Source organism: Allgaiera indica, assembly GCF_900106675.1.
In the GTDB taxonomy this organism is placed as follows: domain Bacteria; phylum Pseudomonadota; class Alphaproteobacteria; order Rhodobacterales; family Rhodobacteraceae; genus Acidimangrovimonas; species Acidimangrovimonas indica.
Window position 1 is genome coordinate 1 of record NZ_FNOB01000020.1, and the last position, 21,428, is coordinate 21,428.

Genomic DNA, 21,428 nt, shown 5'->3' on the forward strand with positions numbered 1-21,428 from the left:
AAGTGCTGCAAGATCTTCGGTCGAGCGGTTCGATCCGGTGACGCCGAAGCCGCCCAGTTCGACCCCCAGCGCCTCGCCCTTGCCCGAGGATGACACCGGCAGCAGCTTCAGGGCCGGCTTTTGTCCAGCTGTTCGAATACAAGCTGCTGATCATCGACGAGCTGGGCTTCGTGCCCCTGAGCAAGACCGGAGCCGAGCTTCTGTTCGAACTGATCTCGCAACGCTACGAGCGCGGCGCCACGCTGATCACCAGCAATCTGCCCTTCGACGAATGGACCGAGACCTTCGGCTCCGAGCGTCTCACCGGCGCGCTGCTCGACCGGCTGACCCATCATGTCCACATCCTCGAGATGAACGGCGACAGCTATCGGCTCGCACAGAGCCGCGCCCGAAACAGCGCCAAAGCGAATTGAAGCCATCGCAGAATTGGTCCTGACGGACCAACGCGCCCCGGCAACCGCCAGCTATGTGAGGAGCGCGGCTGCCGGGGCGCGAAGCGTTCCATACGCTTCAATCCGACAACCCCTCAGGTGGCAGACTTTTGCTCCGCCCCGTGGCCGGGTTTTGCTCCGCCGTTGACACCGCCTCACCATGAGCTCGTCCGGGACTCCCAGACGAGCTCACGGATCAGCCCTCCAACGCCAAAACGGCTGCCGCAAGTGGGAAATCAATGGGGCGCAGGCGCCGCATACAGCTGAGGGCAAACCTGTGATACGCCCATACTGCATAAGCGATGATTGACCGCGGGAAGCGGTACCCTTTGAGCGGCGGAGCTTCGATGTTGATCATCCAGACCCGCTAAGCGCCAGACCAAGCCTCGTCAACCTGACAGAGCCCTCCGAGGGAGCCTTCAGCTGGACCCTGCCGGGAGTTCTCCGCCAGAGATCTCGAGGTGCGCGGGCCTAGGGCCCTTGCCGTCTTCGGCCCTCTTTCTGGAAATCAGGCGCTCAGAAGCGCGCGGCGAACGGCCTCGGGCTCCTTTTCCAGCATCTGGAGAAGGGCCGCGGCCGGACCGCTGAGCCGGCGCTGCCCTTGCTCCCACTTGCGATAGCCGGACAGGCTCATGCCCATGATCGGGGCCATCTGCTTCTGGGTCAGCTTCGCACGCATACGCACGGCCTTGGGCTCCAGCGGTGCATGGACGACCGCCGGGCCCTCGCCCTTCGCATGGGCCACAGCCTCGCCCAGGGACTGAATCAGATCATCGCCAAAAGTGCTCATTTCCGTGCCTTCCGCTCTTCCTTCAGTTGCCGCACCAGCTTCCGCACGGCCTTCTTCTCATCCGAGGTCAGGTCCGTCTTCGCGTTCTTCGGGTAGATCAGGAGCGCGTAGAGCGGGATCTCATCATCCAGGTAGTAGTAGATCACCCGCGCGCCGCCTCTCTTGCCCCGGCCTGGCACCGCGAACCGCAGCTTTCGAACGCCGCCCGTTTCCGGGATCTCGTCCCCCGCCAGAGGGTTCTCCGCGAGGAACTCGATCAGTTCCTGCTTGCTCTCCTCGTCGAGAAGCTTCTCTACCTGGCGGGCAAACGTCGGCGTCTCCGCGACGGTTTGCATTCGCTTCATATATACCCCATTGGGTTACTATTTCAACTGCTCTGATAAAGCTCGTGGGCGGCCCGGGCAAGGTCCTTCTTGTTTCTGGGGATGGTCATGTCGCCGGCCTGGAACGTGCGCCCGGCTCGGTCGGACCACTCCTCGCGCTCGGCGTCCGTGAACATGACGCACAGATCGCAGTGGGGAGCAGAGGCGGCCGCGGTTCTCGGCCCGGCTGCAGAAGATGCCCGGGGTTGGCCCCCTACCCTCTCCCGTGCCGCTGCAAATACTCGGCAACGGCGCGTCGTATCACTTCGGGCCTGGTCGGCAGATCTTCCGCGATCCTGCGGAACGCGTCGATCTCCTTGATCATGTCGTTGCTCATCCGGACCATCACCGGAGAGGTATCCTCTGGCGGCCGGCCCATCTTTTTCTTCACAGTCATGAGATTCCTCACAAAGTGGGTTTACTTTATGATTACCTCATTTCATAATGATCGGGCGAAGGCAAGAGCGCCAACTCCCACCTTCGCCCTAACCACAAACGATCTCACTCCAGGAGACCGATCATGGCTATCGCCACCGCTACCACGCGTATCCGCGTGACTGAAGACACATCCGTCTTCCCTCCCTCCCCCATCCTTCAGCTCTTTGCGGCGGCGCTCGACGCTTTCGCGGAGTTCATCGCCCGCGAGCGTGACCTCGTCGGGGTCGATGCCTGGGATCCGGCCTTCCGCGGCTGGCTGGCCGATGCGGAGACCGCTCAGGACCGGCTCTCGGATCTGCAGCATGCGCTGTTGGCGGCACCGCTCCTGCTGCCGGCGGATCGGCCGCTGAAGCTCGCGGCCTACGTGCTGCAGGCCACACTCGGCGCGGAGCGGCCCGAGGAGGTCGCGCATCTGCACCGCGTGGCCCGAGAGAAGACCTCGTTCTTCCGGCTCCAACCAAGCTCCGCTGCAAACCGGCGGGTGAACCGGATGCTGGTTCGGGGACTGAGGCTTTACGAGGACTTCCTCACCCTCGATCTCGTCGGCCACGGCGACGAGGACGCGGAGCTCAGCCCTTCGCTCTGATCGCCATTTCCTGAGCCGGGATCCCTGTCCCTGGTCCGGTCGTGCATCGCGGCCGGACGGCGGAGACCTGCGTCCCGCGATCTCCCCATGCTTCTTCCGGGCCCGCCGTGGCGGTCCCGTCTTTCCCCCACCCCAACGGCCAAGGAGACCTTCCATGCCCCATACCGATCCTTCCACCCTGATGATCCACGGCGTGCCCGAACAGATCATGCCCGGCGCGCTGCATCCGCAATGGGTCGAGGCCGCCCGCGCCAAGGGTTTCGAATTGGTCGCCCGCGTGCGCAATCGATACAACCTCGCGCTGCGCTGCAAGACCTGCGGCGAGCTCGTCCGCAAGGCGGTCTATGTGCTGATGACCAGCGATCGGCCGCTCTGCGCCCACTGCCTGGAGAACGCCTGGGCAAAGACCGCAGAAGCCGCAGGCCTGCGTCTCCTGCGTCGCGATCCGGGCACAACCCAGTACGCCTTCTACCTTGCGCCCTGCGGCCACGAGATCCGGCGGCAGTTCGAGTTCGTCAGGCGGATCGCGCGCGGCGAGGTCAAGCACCGCTGCGAGATCTGCCACGCCGCGCGCGAGGCGGCGGAAGCCGCTGCCCGGGACTGGGAACTGATGAGCGCGGACCCTGAGGGAGACAGAGGCTACCGGCTCTACCGCCACAGCAGCTGCGGCACGGAGGCGCGTATCGCGCGGGCGAACATGCAGACCGGGCGCTTCACCTGCCCCGGCTGCGGCGAAAGTTGGGCCACGGCGCCCAGCCATCTCTACGCGATGCGCTTCGAGATCGCGCCGGGGAAGTCCGTCGTGAAGCTCGGCTACTCGCGCGATCCGCGCTCCCGCCTCGACCACCAGCTCCCGCGCGACAAGGATCTGCCCCGGCAGCTTCTCTGCAGCGTGCCTGTGCGCTCGGGGACGCGCGCCCTGCGGCTCGAGCGCAAGCTGCACAAGCAGCTGAAGGCGGCCCACCCTGGCGCAGTCGTGCCGACCGCAGCCTATGCCGGCGCGCTGAAGGTCAAGTCCGAGATCTACCGGCCCGAGTTCGAACAGCCAATCCTGCGCGCGCTGCGCCGGGTCGCCCGCGAGGAGGTCCGTGCGGCAAAGGGGACAGCCACGGACCCGAGGCCCCGCCGGCCCCCGCATCATCCGCCGCGCCGTAAGCGCCAGCGCTGAGGTGGCGGGGTGGCCGCCGCCGCCCCCGTGCGGCGGCTCCCCCTCTGCCTCCCCTGCCCTCTCCGATCTCCCCCTCCCGGCCACTGCCGTGGCCTGGGTCTCCCCAAACGACAGGTGCCCCATGACCCAAGCATACGCCCCCCGCCCCGCCTGGCGCACGCTCGCCGATCTCGCGCTCAACCGCCTGCGGCTGCGCTCCGCGACCGGCACCCCGGCGTTCCCCTTCGCACCGCTGGAGGCGGGCAAGTCCGGCGGCGTCGGCTCCGGCATCGAGAGCCTGCGCGACGATCTCGACGTGTTCGAAGACGAGGTGGAAGCTTCCGGCAAGACCGTGAAGGCCAGGCCGCTTCCCCTCCCCCCTGCCCTCACCCCGTTCCGGCTGCGGCCCGATCCACGCCATCTGCAAGCCCTCCTGCGCCTTGCCTTCGCCCTCGGCTCCACCGCAGCCTGGGAGGCCTGCCTTGAGCCGCATCGGCTCACCCTCATCGAGGCCGGGCAGACCTGGCTGCTGACCCCGCTGCAGGACGTCATCACCGGCGGCTTTGCCGGCGATCTCCGGGTCGTTCATCGGGCCCGCCAGCTCGGGGCGCTCGGGCTCCACGAGGTCCTGCCCAGCCGCCGCGGCGGTCGCCTGGAGAAAGACCCCGCCACCGCCCGCGACATCGCCCAGCTTCTGGAAGACATCGCCGCCAACCCCACCCCCGCGATCGGGCTCGTCACCGATGCGGGTCTGCTGACCGAGGAGCAGCGTGCGATGTTCGACCACCACCTCGTCTTGCCACCGCTCTCGCGCGAGATCCTGATCGCCCATCTCGCCGAGAGCCATCGGGGCACGGTCCCCGCCGACGCGCTGGCCTTCCGCACCACGCTGCCCTCGGACGAAGTGCTGGCGCAGCAGGATATCCTCGGGCTGATCAACGGGCTCCGCGCACCCACGGCCCCCGAGGTCGCCGCGCGGTTGCCGCACGCCCTGCCCCCGGAGGAGAAGGTGGAAGCACCACGTCCGCGCGTCAGCCCGGGGCCGACCCTCGCGGAGTTGCCGATCCCCGTCGACCTGAAGGAGATGCTCACGGGGGTGAGCGCGGACCTCCTGGCCTGGAAGGCAGGCGACCTCGCCTGGTCGGAGATCAGCCGTGGCGTGCTGCTGGTCGGTCCCCCGGGTGTCGGCAAGACCGAGACCGGCCGCGCGCTCGCCCGTGGTGCCGACCTCACCTTCGTCGACTGCTCGCTCTCCGCCGGGCTCGGGCGGGACAAGCATCTGGGCGAAAGTCTCGGCCGGATCCAGGCGGCCATCGACCGAGCCAAGGCGGAAGCGCCCTCGATCCTGTTCCTCGACGAACTCGATGCCGTCGGGGACCGCGCGAACTCGCTCGGCCACAACAGCGGCTACGAGCGGCGCTTCATCACCGCGCTCAATGAGATGCTCGACGGCTTCGAGGGCCGCGAAGGCGTCTTCGTCATCGGCACCGCGAACCATCCCGAGCAGATCGACCGGGCGCTGATGCGCGCGGGCCGGTTCGACCGGGTGATGCGGATCGCCCTGCCCGACCGCAAGGCCCTGACGCAAATCCTGCGCCTGCACCTGGGCGAGTCCCTCTCTGGCGCCGATCTCGACCGGCTCGCAGCCGACGCCGTTGGCAGCTCGGGGGCTGATGTGGCGGCTGCAATCCGCACTGCGCGCGGCCTGGCGCGCAGCCGGCAGGAGGCCTTCGCCGAGACCCATTTGGCCGAAGTGATCGGCGCCAGGCGCCGGCAGGAGCTCTCTGCCCTCACCCGCCGCATGGCGATCCACGAGGCCGGTCATGCCATCGTCGCGAACCTGCTGGAGCATCCCAACCCGATCCGCATTGCCTTCACCGCGGAAGGCGCCGAGACGACCTATGCGACGGACGACAACCTCGGCACCAAGGCGGCGCGCGACGCGAGGCTCGCGGCCCTGATGGCGGGGCGTGCGGCCGAGCTCCTGATGCTGGGCGAGATCGCCGAGGGCAGCGGTGGGTCTGCAATGAGCGACCTCGCCCAGGCCACGCTCATCTCCCTCCGCGAGGAGCTGAGCTTCGGGCTCGGCGCCGCTGGCGCGCTCTGGTTCGCCGATGTCCCCGATCCGGCCGTCTGGCTCGTGCGAGACCCGCAGCTCCGCGTCCGGGTCGAGGACCGTCTCGCCGAGGCCTCCCGCGCAGCCCGCGAGATCCTCGCCTCCCGGCAGGAGGTCATCACCCAACTCGCCGACACGCTCGTCGCGCAAAGAGAACTCAAGGGCGAGGTGTTGCGCGAGCTCCTCCTCCAGAAAGAGACCTGTGTCCGCCGGATCGGCCACGGGCCTGACGCGGAGAGCACCGCCGTCGGTCTATACGTGCCGGCAACAGGGGGCGGATGAACAGTTGGGCCGGGCGTCCAGCCCGTGTCAAAATGTCGAGGAAAAAAGTTGCCAAACGACGGCCGCGAATGTCGAGGTTTCTTTCTATAGTGCTGGCACCGCAAACGCGGCACTTTGGATCCGGAGCGCCCGACGCGCGACCCGCCCGCCCCGTCGGCGCTATTGCGTGCGTATTTCGCGGAACATGGGCGGTGATTTCACGCGATCTCGGGCACGCGTTTCACGCCATCTCGGGCAGCCATTTCACGGATGTGGGCAGGCTGGTCGACAAGGTTCATTGAGTCAGGCCCGATCTGCCCTGCCCTGGAACTCGTCAGGCTTGACCGGCGATCCCAGGGGAAACCGCCATTCGTGCTTGTCGCAGCGATGCTGGTCGGCGAGTGTGGCGGTCGTTGGCCAGCACAACCCGCCGCCGCTTCGTCTATGATTGCGTCCGCGCGAGCGGGGCTGCGGATGATAACTTCAGGAGCCGGAACAGAACTTGCCGAAGAAACGCCCACCCCGAAATCTGACGCCGGGACTTTGTCAGCGTCTTCAGCGCGAGATGCTCGAAGCTTGCCGAGAAGTTGCCGCCGGGCATGGTCTGGCGATTGACGACAAAGGCCTCAGCAGCGTGGACCTGCGCTGGGGCTTTGAGATCGCCTTCAGGGTGTCCATCCCGCTCTCGGATGGAAGGACGCTGGACCCGGAACAGCTGCGCTTCGAGGCTCTGGCCGAAGCCTTCGGGCTGTCGCCAGGCGACTTCGGGCGGGAATTCGGTACCGGCCGTGACAGATACCGGATCACCGGCATCGATCCACGGCGGCCGAAGTATCCAATCTCCGCCGAGCGCGTGCCAGATCGGCAAGGCTTCAAGTTCACCAGCGACCAGGTGGCGCTTCTCTTGCAGAAGGGCATGAAGGACGTGACGCCGCGCGAGTAAGAACGCCCGCGTCGGGTGAGGGGCGCGTTGCTGACCTCCATCACGTGCTGATGGCAGAACCCATGACGCGGAGTCGCGGAACCGACGCGCCCGATGGCCGGCCAGTTGATGGTGGAGCTTCTCGATCAGGATCGCCTTCGCCGTCGCCTCGGCCCGGAGCCGCGCGGTGAAGGAGCGCAGTTCCTCGGGGAAAATTCGATACGACAAGATGCGCAGCCACGCGACCGGAGACCGGAGCTGCAATGGCTGGACTTCGGGGCGCGGGCCTTTCATCTTCGGACCGATCCAGCGTTTGCCGGGATCGAGCCCCGGTGGCAGATCGACCTGAGGGCGGGAGACTTCGAGATGAGCGCGCAAGAGCTGATCGGAAAACATGTCGTCGTGACCGGAGGGACCGGCGCGCTCGGCCGGGCCGTGGTGAAGCGGCTGCTCGACGCCGGGCTGGTTTGCCATGTGCCAAGCCGCCGGAGCGTGGCGGCCGGGGCCGACCGGCTGCATACGGCCTTCGGTGTGGAGCTCGCGGACGAGGTGAGCGTGGCCACGTTCTATGCCGAGGTCCCCGATCTCTGGGCCTCGGTGCATCTGGCCGGCGGCTTCGCCATGGCGCCGCTGGAGGCGATCGGCCGCGCCGAAATCCTAAGCATGATGCAATTGAACACGCTCACGACCTTCCTCTGCTGCCGAGCCGCCGTAGAGGCGATGCGCAAAGGCGGCCGGGGCGGACGCCTCGTCAACGTCGCGGCGCGCCCTGCACTGGAGCCGCGCAAGGGTGCCCAGATGGCCTCCTATGCCGCCAGCAAGGCCGCGGTCGTGGCGCTTACGCAGGCGCTGGCGGAGGAGCTAAAGGCGGACCGCATTCTAGTGAATGCGATCGCGCCCTCGACCATGGACACGCCAGCCAATCGTGCGGCGATGCCCAAGAGCGACCCGACGAAATGGCTAAGCGTGGAGGCTGCGGCCGAAGCGGTCCTGCAGCTGATTTCGCCAGCCAACATGGAAATCAGCGGCGCGGTGCTGCCGCTCTTCGCCCGCGCCTAAGCCGCCCTGTCGCGGAACTGGCCGGATGGGGCGGTTGATGGCACCCTGCCAAGGCCTCAACGGCGATCCTGCGGGGCTGGTCGATCGAAAACGTCTGGCCGAAAAAATCTCGGGGGCTGTCGAAATGCGGGGGTGGCTTTCGACCAGTATGCAAGGCGGTCGCACGCGCCGATCGTCGGACCCAAGGAAAGGAGCATTGGGAATGGCAAAGCTTGTTTTCGGAATGAACGTGTCACTGGACGGATATGTCGATCATATGGCCTTCACTCCGGAGCCCGCGCTTTTTCTTCATTTCACCGACCATGTGCGCAGCCTGGCCGGAAGTCTCTACGGGCGCCGCATGTATGATGTGATGCGCTATTGGGACGACGATCATCCGGACTGGGGCGCAGCGGAACGCGATTTCGCCGCGGCCTGGCGCGGCCAGCCCAAATGGGTGGTGTCGCGCACGATGGCGTCGTCCGGCCCCAATGCCACGCGCGTCGGAGAGGACCTCGCGGCGGCCGTGAAAGCTCTGAAGGCCGAGCGTGTCGGAGAGATCGATGTCGCCGGCCCGGGCTTGGCGCAGACTTTGACTGATCTCGGGCTTATCGACGAATATCGGCTCTACCTTCATCCCGTCGCGCTCGGGCGCGGCAAGCCGTTCTTCGCCGGCCCGCGCCCGCCGCTGCGCCTCGCGGCCACCGCGCGGTTCGGCGAGGACGTGATCCGGCTGACCTACGTTCCGGCCTGATCCGTTGGCGCCCTTCGTCCGGCCGGGATGGACGAGGTCCTGATGTGTCAGCGTCCAGACCTCTCGCTGCGCCGGCAAAGCGGTCGATCCGGTTCCAGGGTGCCCGGCCCAGATGATGAGTGCCCGACCTGAGGGCGCATAAGCGAACGGCGGCTTTGGGGATCAGCGCTCGGTAAGCCGAACGGCCGGGGTGAGGGCGCCTTGCCGCCATCGTGCCCGAAGCTAGAACATCTGATTATGGCCCCTGCGGCTCGAAGCCCGGGCCTGGGTTTTCAGAGGGATCCGGGTCGGGGTCCGGAGGTCGATCCCGATCCGGCACGGGGTTCTCGGCCCAGGACGGGCGGCTGGGGATTAGACGTCCAGCGGCGTCAACAGTCGCGATCACACAGGTTCCCGGCCGATCGGACGCCCTCATCAATTCCTGCCAGCCAGATTGGATCTCTGGCACCACTGTGTTGGGCGTCGCACTGATCAGGTAGCATCTCTTCAGTTGCCCGTCCCTGATCATGGCGGCGAACCGGACAACTTGGTCGGCACGGCCCAGAAGCGCAGCACGATGGATCGACAGCTTCGGGCCAACGTGCCTTCCTAATGCCTTATGGGCTTGGCGCGCCACATCCTCACTGTCAGCGAAGATGCGCACGACATCCGGATTGGGCTTGGCCCATCCAGAAGTCGCAGGCGTCTGCGAAGGCACCGGGCGCCGACGCAAGTCCAGCGCCGTGACGAGGGCATCAACCACCTGACGCAGGCGGGGCGGATCATCGGACCTGACCACCCGCACCCGGTCCAAGCCGACCACCAACTCACCGACGCCCGCGATTTCGAGCGACAGACGCTGCCGGTTATCCGTTGGCTGCAGCGGCCTGATCGACAGACTGTCTCGCGGCAGTTCCGTCGTGACCGCACGCCGCACTTTCGCCAGCAGCCAGGCCCGGCTCCCGGGGAGCGGCCCAGTCACGCCGTTCCATGCATCCAACTCAGCGCCGCTCGAAGATCTCGCCCGATCGCCGCCAGGACCACCGACTGTTGCTCCGTCGCTGCCTCCAGAGCCGACAGCCGGCGGTCGATCGGCTCCACTTGAACGAGCGTCTCCGTGAGTCTGCTGAGTTCCTTGCCAGCTTCCAGCAGTGTTTCCGACACCGCCGAAAGTTGCTGGATCAGCTCTTCCACCCGGTCGCCCGCGCCGCTGGTGCTCTGCGCGGCCCCGGAAGCCAGGGCCGTCAGAGGGCCAACCAGCGCCGTAAGCTTTTTCACCTCCACGAGCAGGTCCGCCATCTGAGCCTCGCTCCACTGCGACGCGGCGGCTTCTTTCGGCGAGTTGGTCATGGCATGTCTCCAGTCTTGTCGTCAGATCCTGCAGGGAGCGGATCAGTGTGTCAGGAATGGCCCGGCGGATCTTATGCAGACCGAACAGGGCGGTGTAGTGTCGCGCGATCCAGTCGAAGATCGCGCTCAGTGTGGCGGTGGCGCGTTTTAGGGTGTCGGGGGCACTGAAACTCCCCAAAGCGGCGCCAGAGAGGTCAGCACGGCCTCCACGGCTGCGAGCCGCTGCGCGAGGTCCGAGATCTCCGTCACTTGCGCCTCGAGCGTGGCCCGCGACATGTCCGTCACCGCGTCGAGCAGCGCGGCTTCCATGGGGGTCAAGTTTTGCGATTTCATGGGCATTTCCTTTTCTGGAGTTCGTCTGGGGTAAAGCGTAATGACAGCCGGGTATCCGGATCATCGGCGCGATTTCGCCGTCCAGCCAGGCCACGGGATTGAACACGACTTCGGGCCAAGCGCCCTGACTGTGCAGGTCGCGGTTGAGAGCGGCGAAGCGCGACCAGGCGGCGGACCATCGTGCGGGCGCGGTTCTTTGCGCCGCGCGGCGTGCCGAAAGCGCTTCCTCCGTCGCGCCGGCTAGGTCAGAGGTGGCAAAACTGCGCTGGCAAATCAGGCCGCGAAGCCGAACCTTCTGATCTGGTGTCGCGTTGTGGTCCGGACCTATCGTCAAAGTTGCCGCGCCTTCTCCCAACACCCGCCAGCCGTCCGCTTGAAGGCTGCTGTCGAGGTAAGAGACCACGTCCGCACGAGAGCAAAAGTCACGTGCAAGTGCCCTGATCCGGAGAGTCTCGACCAGTCGCTCGACTCGGTCTTCGAGCACCGCTTCGCCTGCCCGCTCCATCGCAGCCGCGCGCTTGCGCCGCCAGTTTGGCCCCGACGCAATTTGCCGGCGGACGGGATCCTCGGGGTCCGCAAAGCCGAAGCGAAGGTTGACCAGATCGCGGAAGGCGATCCATAGGGACCGTGCGCCCTCACGCGGCGGATCGGGATTGTAGGCTCGCCAGGAACCATCGGCGCGTTTAACCACCTGCGGGACAGCGAAGTTGAGCTCCAGACGTCCCGTATGCGTATGTGTGGACACGATGAGATGTGGGCGCGCCCGATCCGGGATACCTGGGAACAGTGTTTGTTTCAGAAGATCGAGGATCGCCGCAACTTGCCGGCGGCGCTCGGGATCACCGGCATTGAACGCTGCCGCGTCGATGTCGGTCATCGCAAACGACAGCACCCCCGATCTATACTTGTTTTGCCAACGCAGAGATCTCATGGTCAGGTCGAAAACGCGCGGGTCGCCCGCGAGCAACTCCGGCACCGGATCACGGCCCGGCCGCATGCAAGCAGCACCTCCTCTTCCGGGCTGTGGCGAGAGCAGGTAATCCATCACGCCCACGCTCTCACCCTCGTCCCGGTGATATTCCGAAAACCCGAAAATCATGACGCGAGCCCGTCTGCTGGTTCGTCTTGGCTTCTCTTGGGGAACGCAACCACCGCCAATGCCCGCTCAACGCTCAGAAGAGCGGTCGAGATCTCGAGTCGCTCGTGGGGCGAAGCGGCTCGGATGGCCGTCGATATCTCTTCAAGTGAGCGTGCGGCATCGGTCAATGCGGCAGCTGTATCCTGTCGCCGTGCCGTGTCCCGAAGCGTGGCGTCCGATCGACCAAGCGCCCGCGCGACAATGTAGCGGGAGATATTCATTTTCCGCTCTTCGGCGCGCGCTCGGAGTGCGCGCGCCTCGGTTCCGGTCATCGAGAGCGTCAGCTTCGAATCGCGTTTTTCTGCTGAAGTTTTTCTTTTCTTTGTCATCGGTTAGGCCTGTATTCTCTTAAACCGAGGAGCCTTGTTCTCCATGATTTTCAGAGTAAGCGGGACCCGTGAAAATCCAAAATCGGATCATCGAACTGATGCGGTGGATGCCCCCACCCGCGCGAGCTATGTCACCGAGGCCGATGCTCTCGACCACGTCGCGGGATTCTGCCTGATCAACGACGTCTCGGAGCGCGCCTACCAGATCGAGCGGGGCGGCACCTGGGACACGGGCAAGGGCCGCGACACCTTCGGCCCCATCGGCCCCTGGCTAGTCACCCGCGACGAGGTCGGCGATCCGCAGGACCTGGGCATGTGGCTCGACGTCAATGGCAAGCGCATGCAGACGGGAACGACCGTGACGATGATCTTCTCGGTCGCGACGATCGTCTACTACCTGTTCGAATTCATGACCCTGATGCCGGGCGTCGTCATCACCACGGGCACACCGCCGGGCCTGGGTATGGGGATGAAACCCGCCCCCGTCTACCTGAAGCACGGCGACACCGTCGAGCTGGATATCGAGAAGCTCGGGACCCAGCGCCAGCAGGTCGTCGCCCATGAGGAGATATCGAGGCTTTGTCAAGTTGCGTGCAAGGGCTTGGACGGAGCGCTTGCGCTTGAGATCAGGCCGTGATCTCCGCCGCGAAATCGGACCACAAGCTGAAGGCATCAGCCCGGGCGTGGCGGTAGGAGACAGCGGTGAGACGGTGGCGTTTCGGGCGGAAGAGGGCGGCGGTCTGATCGTGGACGGACAGGAAGCGCTGCGCCTGGCCGGGAGATTTGAACCGGCCCATGATCTTCTCTCGCCGTCGGGTGTGTCGGTGCGATGCCTCGGCCCGATTGTTTAACCCCTTGTGGGCACGGTGATCGGCGCTCGGGCAAAGCGCGCGTCGGGCTACGCCGTAGCTTGGCAGCTTGTCGGTGACCAACACGCGGGGCGATCCCCTGCGACGCATCGGCTTGCGCAGGAACCGTTTGGCCGCTTTGGCATTCCGGCGGCTCTGCACGAGGATCTCCACTGTATCGCCCCTGGCGTCGACTGCGCGCCAGAGCCAATGCTTGCGGCCGCGGATCGAGATCACGACCTCACCGAGATGCCATTTGTCCGCCGCGGCAGGCCGATCCCGTCGGATTGAGGAAGCAAACTGCGGTCCGAAACGGGCAACCCAGGCTCGGATTGGCGATGAAGGAGACCTGCACGCCCCGCTCAGCCAACAGGTCCTCGACATCGCGCAAGCTGAGGGCAAACCTGTGATACGCCCAGACTGCATAAGCGATGATTGACCGCGGGAAGCGGTACCCTTTGAGCGGCGGAGCTTCGATGTTGATCATCCAGACCCGCTAGGCGCCAGACCAAGCCTCGTCAACCTGACAGAGCCGCATGGACAGCGAGCAGGAACGAGATGACTCGGGCCCGCTATTCCTCCGGCTTGGCGCTGCGATTGCCGCTCGCAACACCCGTGCTGCGATTTTCGACGCGCTGCGGTTGGTCAAGGATCTTTGCTTTTCCGAGGCGGCAGATCAATTTGCGGCCTCGGTCTCTTGTTTGTCCAAAACTGCCGCATTCGACACATGACGGCCCCCAAACTGCAACTAAACAAGGGGCAGGCATCCGTTTGCGGACACCGCTGCCCCATTGAAACCGCCCGCCGTGGATACGATCATGATCAGAGACGCTGACATCCTCTCGCTCCTTCTTGCCCGCCGCCCGGATCACTCGCTGGAACGCGCCTTCTACACCGATCCGGCGGTGTTCGACGCCGACATGCGCACGCTTTACTACCGCGACTGGCTGATGGCGGCCGCATCGGCGGAACTGCCCAAGACCGGCGCCTTCGTCAAGCTGGAGATCGGGGCCTATTCCGTGCTGATCGTGCGCGGCGCCGACGGAATGGCCCGCGCCTTCCACAACTCCTGCCGCCACCGGGGCAGTCGGCTTTGTTCCGCTGACAAGGGCTCGAACCCGAAACTGGTCTGCCCCTACCATCAGTGGACCTATGAATTGGACGGCAGGCTTTTGTATGCCCGCGACATGGGGCCGGATTTCGACGCGTCCAAACATGGCCTGCGCCCGGTGCATTGCCGCGAGGAATCGGGTCTGATCTTCGTCAGTCTGGCCGAGGTCGCGCCGGATTTCACCAAGATGGCCGCGCAGCTGAAAGCCTATGTCGGGCCGCACGGCCTGGCGAAAACCAAGGTCGCGTTTCAAAGCACCATCACCGAAAACGCCAACTGGAAACTGGTGCTGGAAAACAACCGCGAATGTTATCATTGCTCGGGTTCGCATCCGTCGCTGTGCCGCACGTTCAACGATGATCCGAATCTGGTTGGCGCGGACGACAGCATGTCCTCGCCCGTGGGCGCGGCCCATGTCAAACGCTGCGAAGAGGCCGGTCTGCCCGCGAAATACGTCGTCGATGCCAAGGAGCAATGGCGCTTCGTCCGCATTCCTTTCTTGGGCAACGCGGTCAGCTACACGATGGATGGCAAGGCCGCGGTCTCGCGGCGCGTGGGCTCTGTCCCGTTTGACAATGCCGGGACATGTCTGTTCTTTCACTATCCCAACACCTGGAACCATTTCCTGTCCGATCAGGGCCTTATCTTCAAGGTCATGCCGGTCAGCCCGACCCAAACCCAGGTCACCACGACATGGCTGGTTCACGCGGATGCGGTCGAGGGTGTGGACTATGACCTTGATCGCCTGACAGAGGTTTGGCTGCACACCAACGACGAAGATCGCCGCATCGTCGAGGAAAACCAGAAGGGCATCAACTCGCCCGCCTATACCCCCGGGCCCTATTCGCAGAATCAGGAAAGCGGCGTGATCCAGTTCATCGACTGGTACGTCACCGCCATGCTCGACCGTCTGTCCGGTCGCGCCAGCATCGCCGCGAGCTAAGCCATGATCCCCATGCCCCGGGCAGATTCGCCCATCTGGACCGACGACGAACAGCTGGAATGCGTCATGACCATTCCAGAGGCCCCGAATGTGACAACCTTCGCGTTTCGCCCGCCGTCAGGTGCAACCTTTGTCTTTCGCCCCGGCCAGTTCGTGACGCTTGACCTGCCAGTGCCCGGCGGCAATGTGCAGCGCACCTTCACCATCTCGTCCTCGCCGTTGACCTCGGCCTATATCACCATCACCGCCAAAGTTCAGCCCGGCAGTATCGGCACGCGCTGGATGCATGATCATTTGCGGCCGGGGATGCGGATCAAGGCCTATGGACCGTCAGGCCTGTTCCACCTGCCGCACCAGCCCGATGGCAAATTCCTGCTGATCTCGGCGGGTTCCGGTGTCACGCCGATGATGTCGATGGCCACCACGCTGTTTGAACGCGGTGAAGATCCCGACATCTGCTTCATCCAATGCGCCCGCCGCCCGGTGGAGCTGATCTTTCGCAAGCGGCTGGAGTACATGGCAAGCCGGATCACCGGGTTGCAGTTGCACTTTGTCGTCAAGAACAGCCAGCCTTATGAGGTCTGGACCGGCTATCGCGGACAGTTCAATCAGCTGATGCTGGGCCTGATGTGCGGCGATTATCTGGAGCGCGACGTCTACTGCTGCGGCCCCGAGGGCTTCATGGCCAGCGTGCGCGAGATTCTGCGCTCGCTTGGCTATGACATGGAGCGCTACCGCCAGGAAACCTTCGCAGCTCCGGTGCAGGACGTCTCGGAGTTCGAGGAATTCGATGACGTTGTGCCAAGCGACATCGCTCTGGCAGAGATCGTCTTTGCCCATTCCGGCGTCAGCGTCCAGTGCAGCGAAACCGACACTGTTTTGCAGGTTGCCAAGGGCTCGGCACTGACCATCCCGTCCGGATGCACCTTCGGTGTCTGCGGAACGTGCAAGGTTCGCAAAATCTCTGGCGCGGTGCATATGGTGCACAACGGCGGCATCAGCGAGGACGATATCGAGGCCGGGTATATCCTCGCCTGCTGTTCCACCCCGATCGGGACGGTTGAGATTGATGTGTGACCCGGATCGCGATCTGACAGTTCTGCACCGCAACACTGTCGTGCATGCTTCACCGATGAACATATTGACCCGCTGCGAGATTTGCGGTGGAACCAATGCCTTCGCGGGGGTTTGGTCACCTGAAAGACATGGCATGGCGGCAACCTGTGCATGTTCTCAAGATCGTGACTGGACCCGGGCTGACATCGCGGGCCGCATGAAGGTTCGATGTCCGGAATCGCGGGACCAGAAAGGATTTCCGTTGCAGCAAGGGGCAAGGGCGCCACGCTGCACGAGAAGCAAGAGATTACGAGGGTAAAATGATGAAGATGCGCAACCGATCTTCTGCAAAGGTTCATCCCGTCGCGGAGGCCTATGCCGAAGAGCACAAGGCGGGCCACCTGGACCGGCGCGAATTCCTGACCCGGGCCTCGGCCCTCGGCGTATCGGCCGTGGCGGCCTACGGGCTGATCGGTCTCGATGCGCCCGGCGCCGAGGCGGCGGCGAAGACTCCAATCCCCGGCGGAACCCTGCATGTGCAGATGCAGACCAAGGCAATGAAGGATCCGCGCGCCTGGGACTGGTCGCAGATGGCGAACTTCGGCCGTGGCTGGTTGGAATACCTGGTGCAGTACCGCCGCGACGGCACCTTCCACGGCATGCTGCTGGAAAGCTGGGAGGCCAACCCCGACGCCACCGTCTACACCCTGCATGTGCGCAAGGGCGTGACGTGGAACAACGGCGATCCGCTCACCGCCAAGGACCTGGTGTTCAACATCACGCGCTGGTGCGACGTGTCGGCGGCCGGCAATTCCATGGCCAACCGCATGTCTTCCATCATCGATCCGAAGACCAAGAAACTGCGCGACGGCGCGATCGTGGTGAAGGACGACCACACGCTTGAACTGCACCTGTCGCAGCCCGACATCACCGTTATCGCCGGCATGGCGGACTACCCGGCCGCGATCGTTCATCCCAGCTATGACGGTGGCGACCCGACGAAGAACCCGATCGGCACGGGCCCCTTCCTTCCGACCAAGAACGACGTCGGCGTGGCGCAGGAGCTCAGCAAGAACACCAAGCACAAGTGGTGGGGCACGAACGTCAAGGGCTGGGGCGGGCCCTGGCTCGACAAGATCGTCTTTGTCGACCTCGGCACCGACCGCGCGGCCTATGTCGCCTCTGCCCAGTCCGGCGACATCGACATGACCTACCAGACGGTCGGCGACTACATCGACATCTTCAGCCAGCTTCCGGGCTGGAAGGCCGCCAACGTGATGACCGCGAGCACATTGGTGATCCGCTGGAACGAGACCGTCGCCCCCTACACCGACAAGAACCTGCGCAAGGCGATGCAGATGGCGGTGGACAATGAGCAGGTCCTCCAGATTGGCTACGACGGACACGGGACGCTGGCGCAGAACTTCCACGTCAGCCCGATCCAGCCCGGCTATGCGCCGCTGCCCAAGCTGAAGCCGAACCCGCAGAAGGCCAAAGCGATGCTCGACAAGACCGGCCATGCCAAGACCGAGTTCGAGCTGATCTCGATCGACGACAGCTGGGAAGCAGATACATGCGACTCCGTGGCGGCGCAGCTGCGCAAGGCCGGCTTCAAGGTCAAGCGCAAGATCCTGCCCGGCTCGACATTCTGGAACGGCTGGCTGAAATATCCGTTCTCGGCCACCAGCTGGAACATGCGTCCGATGGCGGTCCAGACCCTGCAACTCGCCTATCGCTCGGGGGCGTCCTGGAATGAGACGCATTTCAACAACAAGAAGTTTGACAAGCTCCTGGACAAGGCAATGTCGCTCGATGACGTCGACAAGCGCCGCAAGGTCGTCAAGCAGCTCGAAGAAATCCTGCAGGACGAAGGGGTGATGATCCAGCCCTACTGGCGCAAGGTCTATAACAACTTCCGCGACAACGTGCATGGGGTCGAAATCCACCCGATGCTTGAGTTCCACATGCACAAGTGGTGGATGGACAAGAGCGCGACCTGACAATCCGTTCGGCCCAGGCCTTGAGGGCTTCCACCTTCGGTTTGCCATGCTTCTGACGCGCGGCAAACCGGATATGGGCGGGTTGGCCCGCGATGTCGCGTTCGAGGGCCTCCTGGGCGTTCTTAGATTTGGTCGAATTTCAGACGTCGTGAAGGGGTTCTGTCGCAACGTTTCAGGTTTCTGAGGGGTCTGGAATATGGCCGCGTTGTCGGGTGGTTGCGGAAATTGGATTGCGAGGATCGTCGAGGTGATCGCGTTCACGGGTGCGCAGTTTCCGAGGGTGGTGATCCTGCACGCCGTGTTCTTCTACGTCCGCTACGCCGTCTCCTATCGCGACCTCGAACAGATCCTGGTCGAGCGGTGCGTCGCGGTGGACCACGCCACACTAAACCGCTGGGTGGTGAAATACGCGCCGCTGATCGCAGCTCAGGCGCAGGCGAGGTGGCGTCCAGCCTCCACACCCTGGCAGATGGACGAGACCTACAGGTAGAGATCTCGCTGAACCGATCGAGCGTGGCATGGAGCGGAGCAGGGTTGATCCCCTGTGCGACCCCGGGCCCCGCGCTCTGACCGTTTTCAGCGAGAACCCTGCGCCGCCGAAATAAGGGGAGAGGCAGCGCAGGGCGGAGAGCCGGCAAGAGACAGGCCGGCCAATGGCGCAACGGAATTCCAGCCCCAAGGTGCTCCGCTCAGGCGCCCTGGGCAAACAAATTCACCGTGTACGGGGCCACGAACGGCAGGAACGCGCAGGAAGCGGGAGTTGCAAGCCCTCCGATTTCTTCCTGCCATGGTGTCGCCAGCCAGCGTGGGCGACAGATCGCCGGCTCAATCGTTGGGGCGCACCCGCGCGGCGGATTTGTCGGCAAAGGCCGCCAGGCGTGCGCGCGCATCGGGCTGGGTGTTGACGATCCCGGCCACGACGGATTCGGCATAGGCCGCATCCAGCGGCGACATGTTCTGCATGTGGCTGATTGCCGAGCAGATGGCGAAGTTGGTGAGAGGCAGGTTCTGCGCCGCGCGCCGCGCCAGTTCCATCGCCTTGTCGAAGCTGGAGCCCTCGACAATGTATTGCGCCAGCCCCAGATCAACGGCCTCTTGGCCCTGATAGACGCGGCCCATCAAGATCATGTCGATCATCCGGGCCTTGCCGATCAGATCGGCCACCCGGATCGTCGCGCCGCCGCCGGTAAACAGGCCTCTCTGCCCCTCCGGCAGGGCGAAATAGGCGCTCTGGTCCATCACCCGGACATGGGCGGAACTGGCCAGCTCCAGGCCGCCGCCAACCACCGCGCCCTGCAGCGCGGCGATCACCGGAACGCCGCCGTATTCCATCTTGTTGAACGCCTCGTGCCAGCGCAGGCAGACATGCATGAAATCGGCCGGGCTGCGGTCGGCGTCATGGTGTTCGATCAGGTCGAGCCCGGCGCAGAAGTGATCGCCCGCACCGGCGAGAACCACCGCCTTGATGCCCGCGCGCGGTGCGGTGGAGAAGAACTCCACCATCTCGTCCACCGTGGCGAGATCCAGCGCGTTGCGCTTTTCGGGACGGTTCAGGGTGACGACCCAGACGCCATCTTCCTGCGGGTCGAGAGCAAGGCGGGTGTAGCGGGAAATGTCGATATCGACGGTCATGGTTCGGTCCTCTCGGATGTGGAAAAGCGCGCTTAGAGCAGACCAGCGAGCAGGCTTTCGGCCCCCTCGGTGATGCGCAGGCGCTGGGTTTCGGTCTCGGGCAGGATGTGGTCGGCGTAAAAGCGCGCGGTGGCGGTCTTGGCCGCCATGAACGCGGTGTCTTCGCCACGTTCCAGCGCCGCCTCGGCCACCAGCAGCGACCGGGCCATCTGCCAGCCAGCCACCAGGTTTCCGGCCAGCATGAGATAGGGCACACTGCCCCCAAAGGCCGCGTGGGGATCGGTGCCGGCGATGGCGCTGAGGTGCTCCACCGCGGTCTCGAAGGCGGCACGGGCGGTAGCGAGGCGGAGGCCCACCGCCCGCGCAACGGACCCTCCCCCGGCCAGTTCGGCCTCGGTTTCGGAGATCATCGCGGCCAGCCGCCGGGCGGTGGTGCCACCGTCGCGCAGGGTCTTGCGACCCAACAAGTCATTGGCCTGGATCGCGGTGGTGCCTTCGTAGATCGGCAGGATACGGGCATCTCGGTAATGTTGGGCGGCGCCGGTTTCCTCGATGAAGCCCATGCCGCCATGCACCTGCACGCCGATTGAGACGACCTCGACCCCCATCTCTGTGCAGTATCCCTTGACCAGCGGCACCATGAACTCGGCCAGCGCCGCCGCCTCGGGGTTGTCGCCCTGATGCGCCAGCTCCTGCCAGCCGGCGGTGGCGGCGGCCATGGCGCGGCCCGCTTCAGTCAGCGCCCGCATCCGCAGCAGCAGACGGCGCACGTCGGGGTGATGGATGATCGGCACCGCCTCGCGCGAAGAGCCATCGACCGGGCGGCTTTGCACCCGTTCCCTGGCATAGGCGAGCGCCCTCTGATAGGCGCGCTCGGCAATGGCGATGCCTTGAAGCCCGACCGCATAACGCGCGGCGTTCATCATCACGAACATGTAATCGAGGCCGCAATTCTCTTTGCCGACCATGAACCCGGTGGCGCCCTCATACGCCAGCACCGCCGTCGGGCTGGCCTTGACGCCCAGCTTGTGCTCGATCGAGACGCAGCGCACCGCGTTGCGCGCGCCAAGGCCGCCATCCGCGTCGACCATGTATTTCGGCACCACGAACAGGCTGATCCCCTTGACGCCCGCCGGCGCGCCGGGCGTGCGGGCAAGCACCAGATGGACCGTGTTTTCCGCCAGGTCGTGTTCGCCGTAGGTGATGAAGATCTTGGTGCCGGTGATGCGATAGCTGCCGTCATCCGCCGGTTCGGCGCGGCTGCGCACCAGCGCCAGGTCGCTGCCGGCCTGCGGTTCGGTCAGATTCATCGTCCCGGTCCAGCGCCCCGAGATCAGCGGGGCCAGATAGGTGGCCTTCTGCGCCTCGGACCCGGCCGTCAGCAACGCCTCGATGGCACCGTCGGTCAGAAGCGGGCATAGCGCGAAGCTCATGTTGGCGGCATTCAGGATCTCGGTCGCCGCCGCCCCCACGACGCGCGGCAGGCCCTGACCGCCATGGGCCTCGGGGTGTTGCAGGCCCTGCCAGCCCATCTCGACGAACTGGGCATAGGCCTCCGCGATCCCCTCGGGCAGAATCACCTTGCCGTTCTCGAGGCGCGCGCCGGCCTGATCGCCCGGGGCGTTCAGCGGCGCGATCGTCTCGGCGCAGAACCGTCCGAATTCCTCCAGCACCGCCGAAACGTCACCGAGGTCGAGCCCGTCATGTCGCGGCAGGCTGGAGATCTCGGGCCAGCCCGACAGATGTTCGATGTTGAAAAGCAGGTCCCTGACAGGTGCGACGAAGCTCATCGGATACCCCCTGAATGCGTTTCATTGCCATATAGAAGGGGAAAACATCGCCCGCCATCTCCAAAACGGACGCA

General features: G+C 64.9%; 20 protein-coding genes and 5 pseudogenes. 13 read left to right on the forward strand and 12 right to left on the reverse strand.

The features are described 5' to 3' along the window. Positions 1–125: 125 nt before the first annotated feature. A pseudogene (locus tag BLV97_RS15740) lies at positions 126–413 on the forward strand (ATP-binding protein); the annotation flags it as partial. A 280-nt stretch (positions 414–693) separates the two neighbouring features. On the opposite strand, the pseudogene BLV97_RS20865 reads toward BLV97_RS15740, so the two are convergent. From BLV97_RS20865 to BLV97_RS15755, 5 genes and pseudogenes are all read right to left on the reverse strand, one after another. Further along, positions 694–789: pseudogene (locus BLV97_RS20865) on the reverse strand (IS6 family transposase); the annotation flags it as partial. A gap of 150 nt (positions 790–939) precedes the next feature. Continuing rightward, positions 940–1,221, reverse strand: coding sequence for a helix-turn-helix domain-containing protein (locus tag BLV97_RS15745; protein WP_035838546.1), 282 nt, complete (start codon positions 1,219–1,221; stop codon positions 940–942). Next, positions 1,218–1,565 carry a type II toxin-antitoxin system RelE/ParE family toxin gene (locus BLV97_RS15750; RefSeq protein WP_244521044.1) on the reverse strand — a complete coding sequence of 116 codons (348 nt, stop codon included), beginning with the start codon at positions 1,563–1,565 and terminating at the stop codon, positions 1,218–1,220. Before BLV97_RS15750 ends, BLV97_RS15745 begins: the two co-directional genes overlap by 4 nt. A gap of 23 nt (positions 1,566–1,588) precedes the next feature. Further along, positions 1,589–1,720, reverse strand: coding sequence for a hypothetical protein (locus BLV97_RS21815; protein ID WP_280138201.1), 132 nt, complete (start codon positions 1,718–1,720; stop codon positions 1,589–1,591). 77 nt (positions 1,721–1,797) lie between these two features. Then, positions 1,798–1,980, reverse strand: a complete 183-nt coding sequence (locus BLV97_RS15755) for a ribbon-helix-helix domain-containing protein (protein ID WP_035838547.1) — start codon at positions 1,978–1,980, stop codon at positions 1,798–1,800. 123 nt (positions 1,981–2,103) lie between these two features. On the opposite strand from BLV97_RS15755, the gene BLV97_RS15760 reads away from it, so the two are divergent. The 6 genes from BLV97_RS15760 to BLV97_RS15785 all read left to right on the forward strand — a co-directional run bounded on the left by BLV97_RS15760 (position 2,104) and on the right by BLV97_RS15785 (position 8,845). Beyond that, positions 2,104–2,607: a hypothetical protein gene (locus tag BLV97_RS15760; protein WP_035838549.1), complete on the forward strand. Its 504-nt coding sequence runs from the start codon at positions 2,104–2,106 to the stop codon at positions 2,605–2,607. A 154-nt stretch (positions 2,608–2,761) separates the two neighbouring features. Further along, positions 2,762–3,775: a GIY-YIG nuclease family protein gene (locus tag BLV97_RS15765; RefSeq protein WP_092164141.1), complete on the forward strand. Its 1,014-nt coding sequence runs from the start codon at positions 2,762–2,764 to the stop codon at positions 3,773–3,775. Between the two features lie 121 nt (positions 3,776–3,896). Further along, positions 3,897–6,152, forward strand: coding sequence for an AAA family ATPase (locus BLV97_RS15770; RefSeq protein WP_035838552.1), 2,256 nt, complete (start codon positions 3,897–3,899; stop codon positions 6,150–6,152). 481 nt (positions 6,153–6,633) lie between these two features. After that, entirely contained in the window at positions 6,634–7,074 is a 441-nt protein-coding gene (locus BLV97_RS15775) for a hypothetical protein (RefSeq protein WP_035838554.1), read from the forward strand. 93 nt (positions 7,075–7,167) lie between these two features. Continuing rightward, positions 7,168–8,112 (forward strand): SDR family NAD(P)-dependent oxidoreductase, encoded by a 945-nt coding sequence (locus tag BLV97_RS15780; RefSeq protein WP_210184799.1) that lies wholly within the window; start codon positions 7,168–7,170, stop codon positions 8,110–8,112. A gap of 25 nt (positions 8,113–8,137) precedes the next feature. Beyond that, positions 8,138–8,845 (forward strand): dihydrofolate reductase family protein, encoded by a 708-nt coding sequence (locus tag BLV97_RS15785; RefSeq protein ID WP_210184800.1) that lies wholly within the window; start codon positions 8,138–8,140, stop codon positions 8,843–8,845. A 235-nt stretch (positions 8,846–9,080) separates the two neighbouring features. On the opposite strand, the gene BLV97_RS15790 is transcribed toward BLV97_RS15785, so the two are convergent. The 4 genes from BLV97_RS15790 to BLV97_RS20870 all read right to left on the reverse strand — a co-directional run bounded on the left by BLV97_RS15790 (position 9,081) and on the right by BLV97_RS20870 (position 11,974). After that, positions 9,081–9,824, reverse strand: a complete 744-nt coding sequence (locus BLV97_RS15790) for a hypothetical protein (RefSeq protein ID WP_143037560.1) — start codon at positions 9,822–9,824, stop codon at positions 9,081–9,083. Further along, a complete protein-coding gene (locus BLV97_RS15795) occupies positions 9,803–10,174 on the reverse strand; it encodes a hypothetical protein (RefSeq protein WP_035838558.1) in 372 nt (123 codons plus the stop codon). Before BLV97_RS15795 ends, BLV97_RS15790 begins: the two co-directional genes overlap by 22 nt. A 147-nt stretch (positions 10,175–10,321) precedes the next feature. Further along, positions 10,322–10,507 carry a hypothetical protein gene (locus tag BLV97_RS15800; protein ID WP_035838560.1) on the reverse strand — a complete coding sequence of 62 codons (186 nt, stop codon included), beginning with the start codon at positions 10,505–10,507 and terminating at the stop codon, positions 10,322–10,324. Between the two features lie 1,095 nt (positions 10,508–11,602). After that, positions 11,603–11,974 carry a plasmid mobilization protein gene (locus BLV97_RS20870; protein WP_143037561.1) on the reverse strand — a complete coding sequence of 124 codons (372 nt, stop codon included), beginning with the start codon at positions 11,972–11,974 and terminating at the stop codon, positions 11,603–11,605. Between the two features lie 121 nt (positions 11,975–12,095). Between BLV97_RS20870 and BLV97_RS15805 the strand changes: the two are divergent. Next, positions 12,096–12,533 (forward strand): annotated as a pseudogene (locus BLV97_RS15805) (fumarylacetoacetate hydrolase family protein); the annotation flags it as partial. A gap of 67 nt (positions 12,534–12,600) precedes the next feature. Here the strand turns inward: BLV97_RS15805 and BLV97_RS15810 are convergent. Continuing rightward, a pseudogene (locus tag BLV97_RS15810) lies at positions 12,601–13,309 on the reverse strand (IS6 family transposase). Positions 13,310–13,358: 49 nt separating this feature from the next. On the opposite strand from BLV97_RS15810, the gene BLV97_RS15815 reads away from it, so the two are divergent. The 5 genes and pseudogenes from BLV97_RS15815 to BLV97_RS15835 all read left to right on the forward strand — a co-directional run. Next, positions 13,359–13,553 (forward strand): hypothetical protein, encoded by a 195-nt coding sequence (locus tag BLV97_RS15815; RefSeq protein ID WP_035838561.1) that lies wholly within the window; start codon positions 13,359–13,361, stop codon positions 13,551–13,553. A gap of 87 nt (positions 13,554–13,640) precedes the next feature. After that, positions 13,641–14,876 carry an aromatic ring-hydroxylating oxygenase subunit alpha gene (locus BLV97_RS15820; RefSeq protein ID WP_035838578.1) on the forward strand — a complete coding sequence of 412 codons (1,236 nt, stop codon included), beginning with the start codon at positions 13,641–13,643 and terminating at the stop codon, positions 14,874–14,876. 12 nt (positions 14,877–14,888) lie between these two features. Then, on the forward strand, positions 14,889–15,953 hold the full coding sequence (locus tag BLV97_RS15825; RefSeq protein WP_244521047.1) for an FAD-binding oxidoreductase: 1,065 nt from the start codon (positions 14,889–14,891) through the stop codon (positions 15,951–15,953). Between the two features lie 302 nt (positions 15,954–16,255). Continuing rightward, the gene (locus BLV97_RS15830) at positions 16,256–17,932 is read left to right on the forward strand and encodes an ABC transporter substrate-binding protein (RefSeq protein ID WP_092164147.1); all 1,677 of its coding nucleotides are present in this window, start codon (positions 16,256–16,258) and stop codon (positions 17,930–17,932) included. 247 nt (positions 17,933–18,179) lie between these two features. Beyond that, positions 18,180–18,416: pseudogene (locus tag BLV97_RS15835) on the forward strand (IS6 family transposase); the annotation flags it as partial. Positions 18,417–18,757: 341 nt separating this feature from the next. On the opposite strand, the gene BLV97_RS15840 reads toward BLV97_RS15835, so the two are convergent. Next, on the reverse strand, positions 18,758–19,564 hold the full coding sequence (locus BLV97_RS15840) for a crotonase/enoyl-CoA hydratase family protein (RefSeq protein WP_035838589.1): 807 nt from the start codon (positions 19,562–19,564) through the stop codon (positions 18,758–18,760). A gap of 32 nt (positions 19,565–19,596) precedes the next feature. Continuing rightward, entirely contained in the window at positions 19,597–21,354 is a 1,758-nt protein-coding gene (locus BLV97_RS15845) for an acyl-CoA dehydrogenase family protein (protein WP_035838592.1), read from the reverse strand. Between the last annotated feature and the right edge of the window lie 74 nt (positions 21,355–21,428).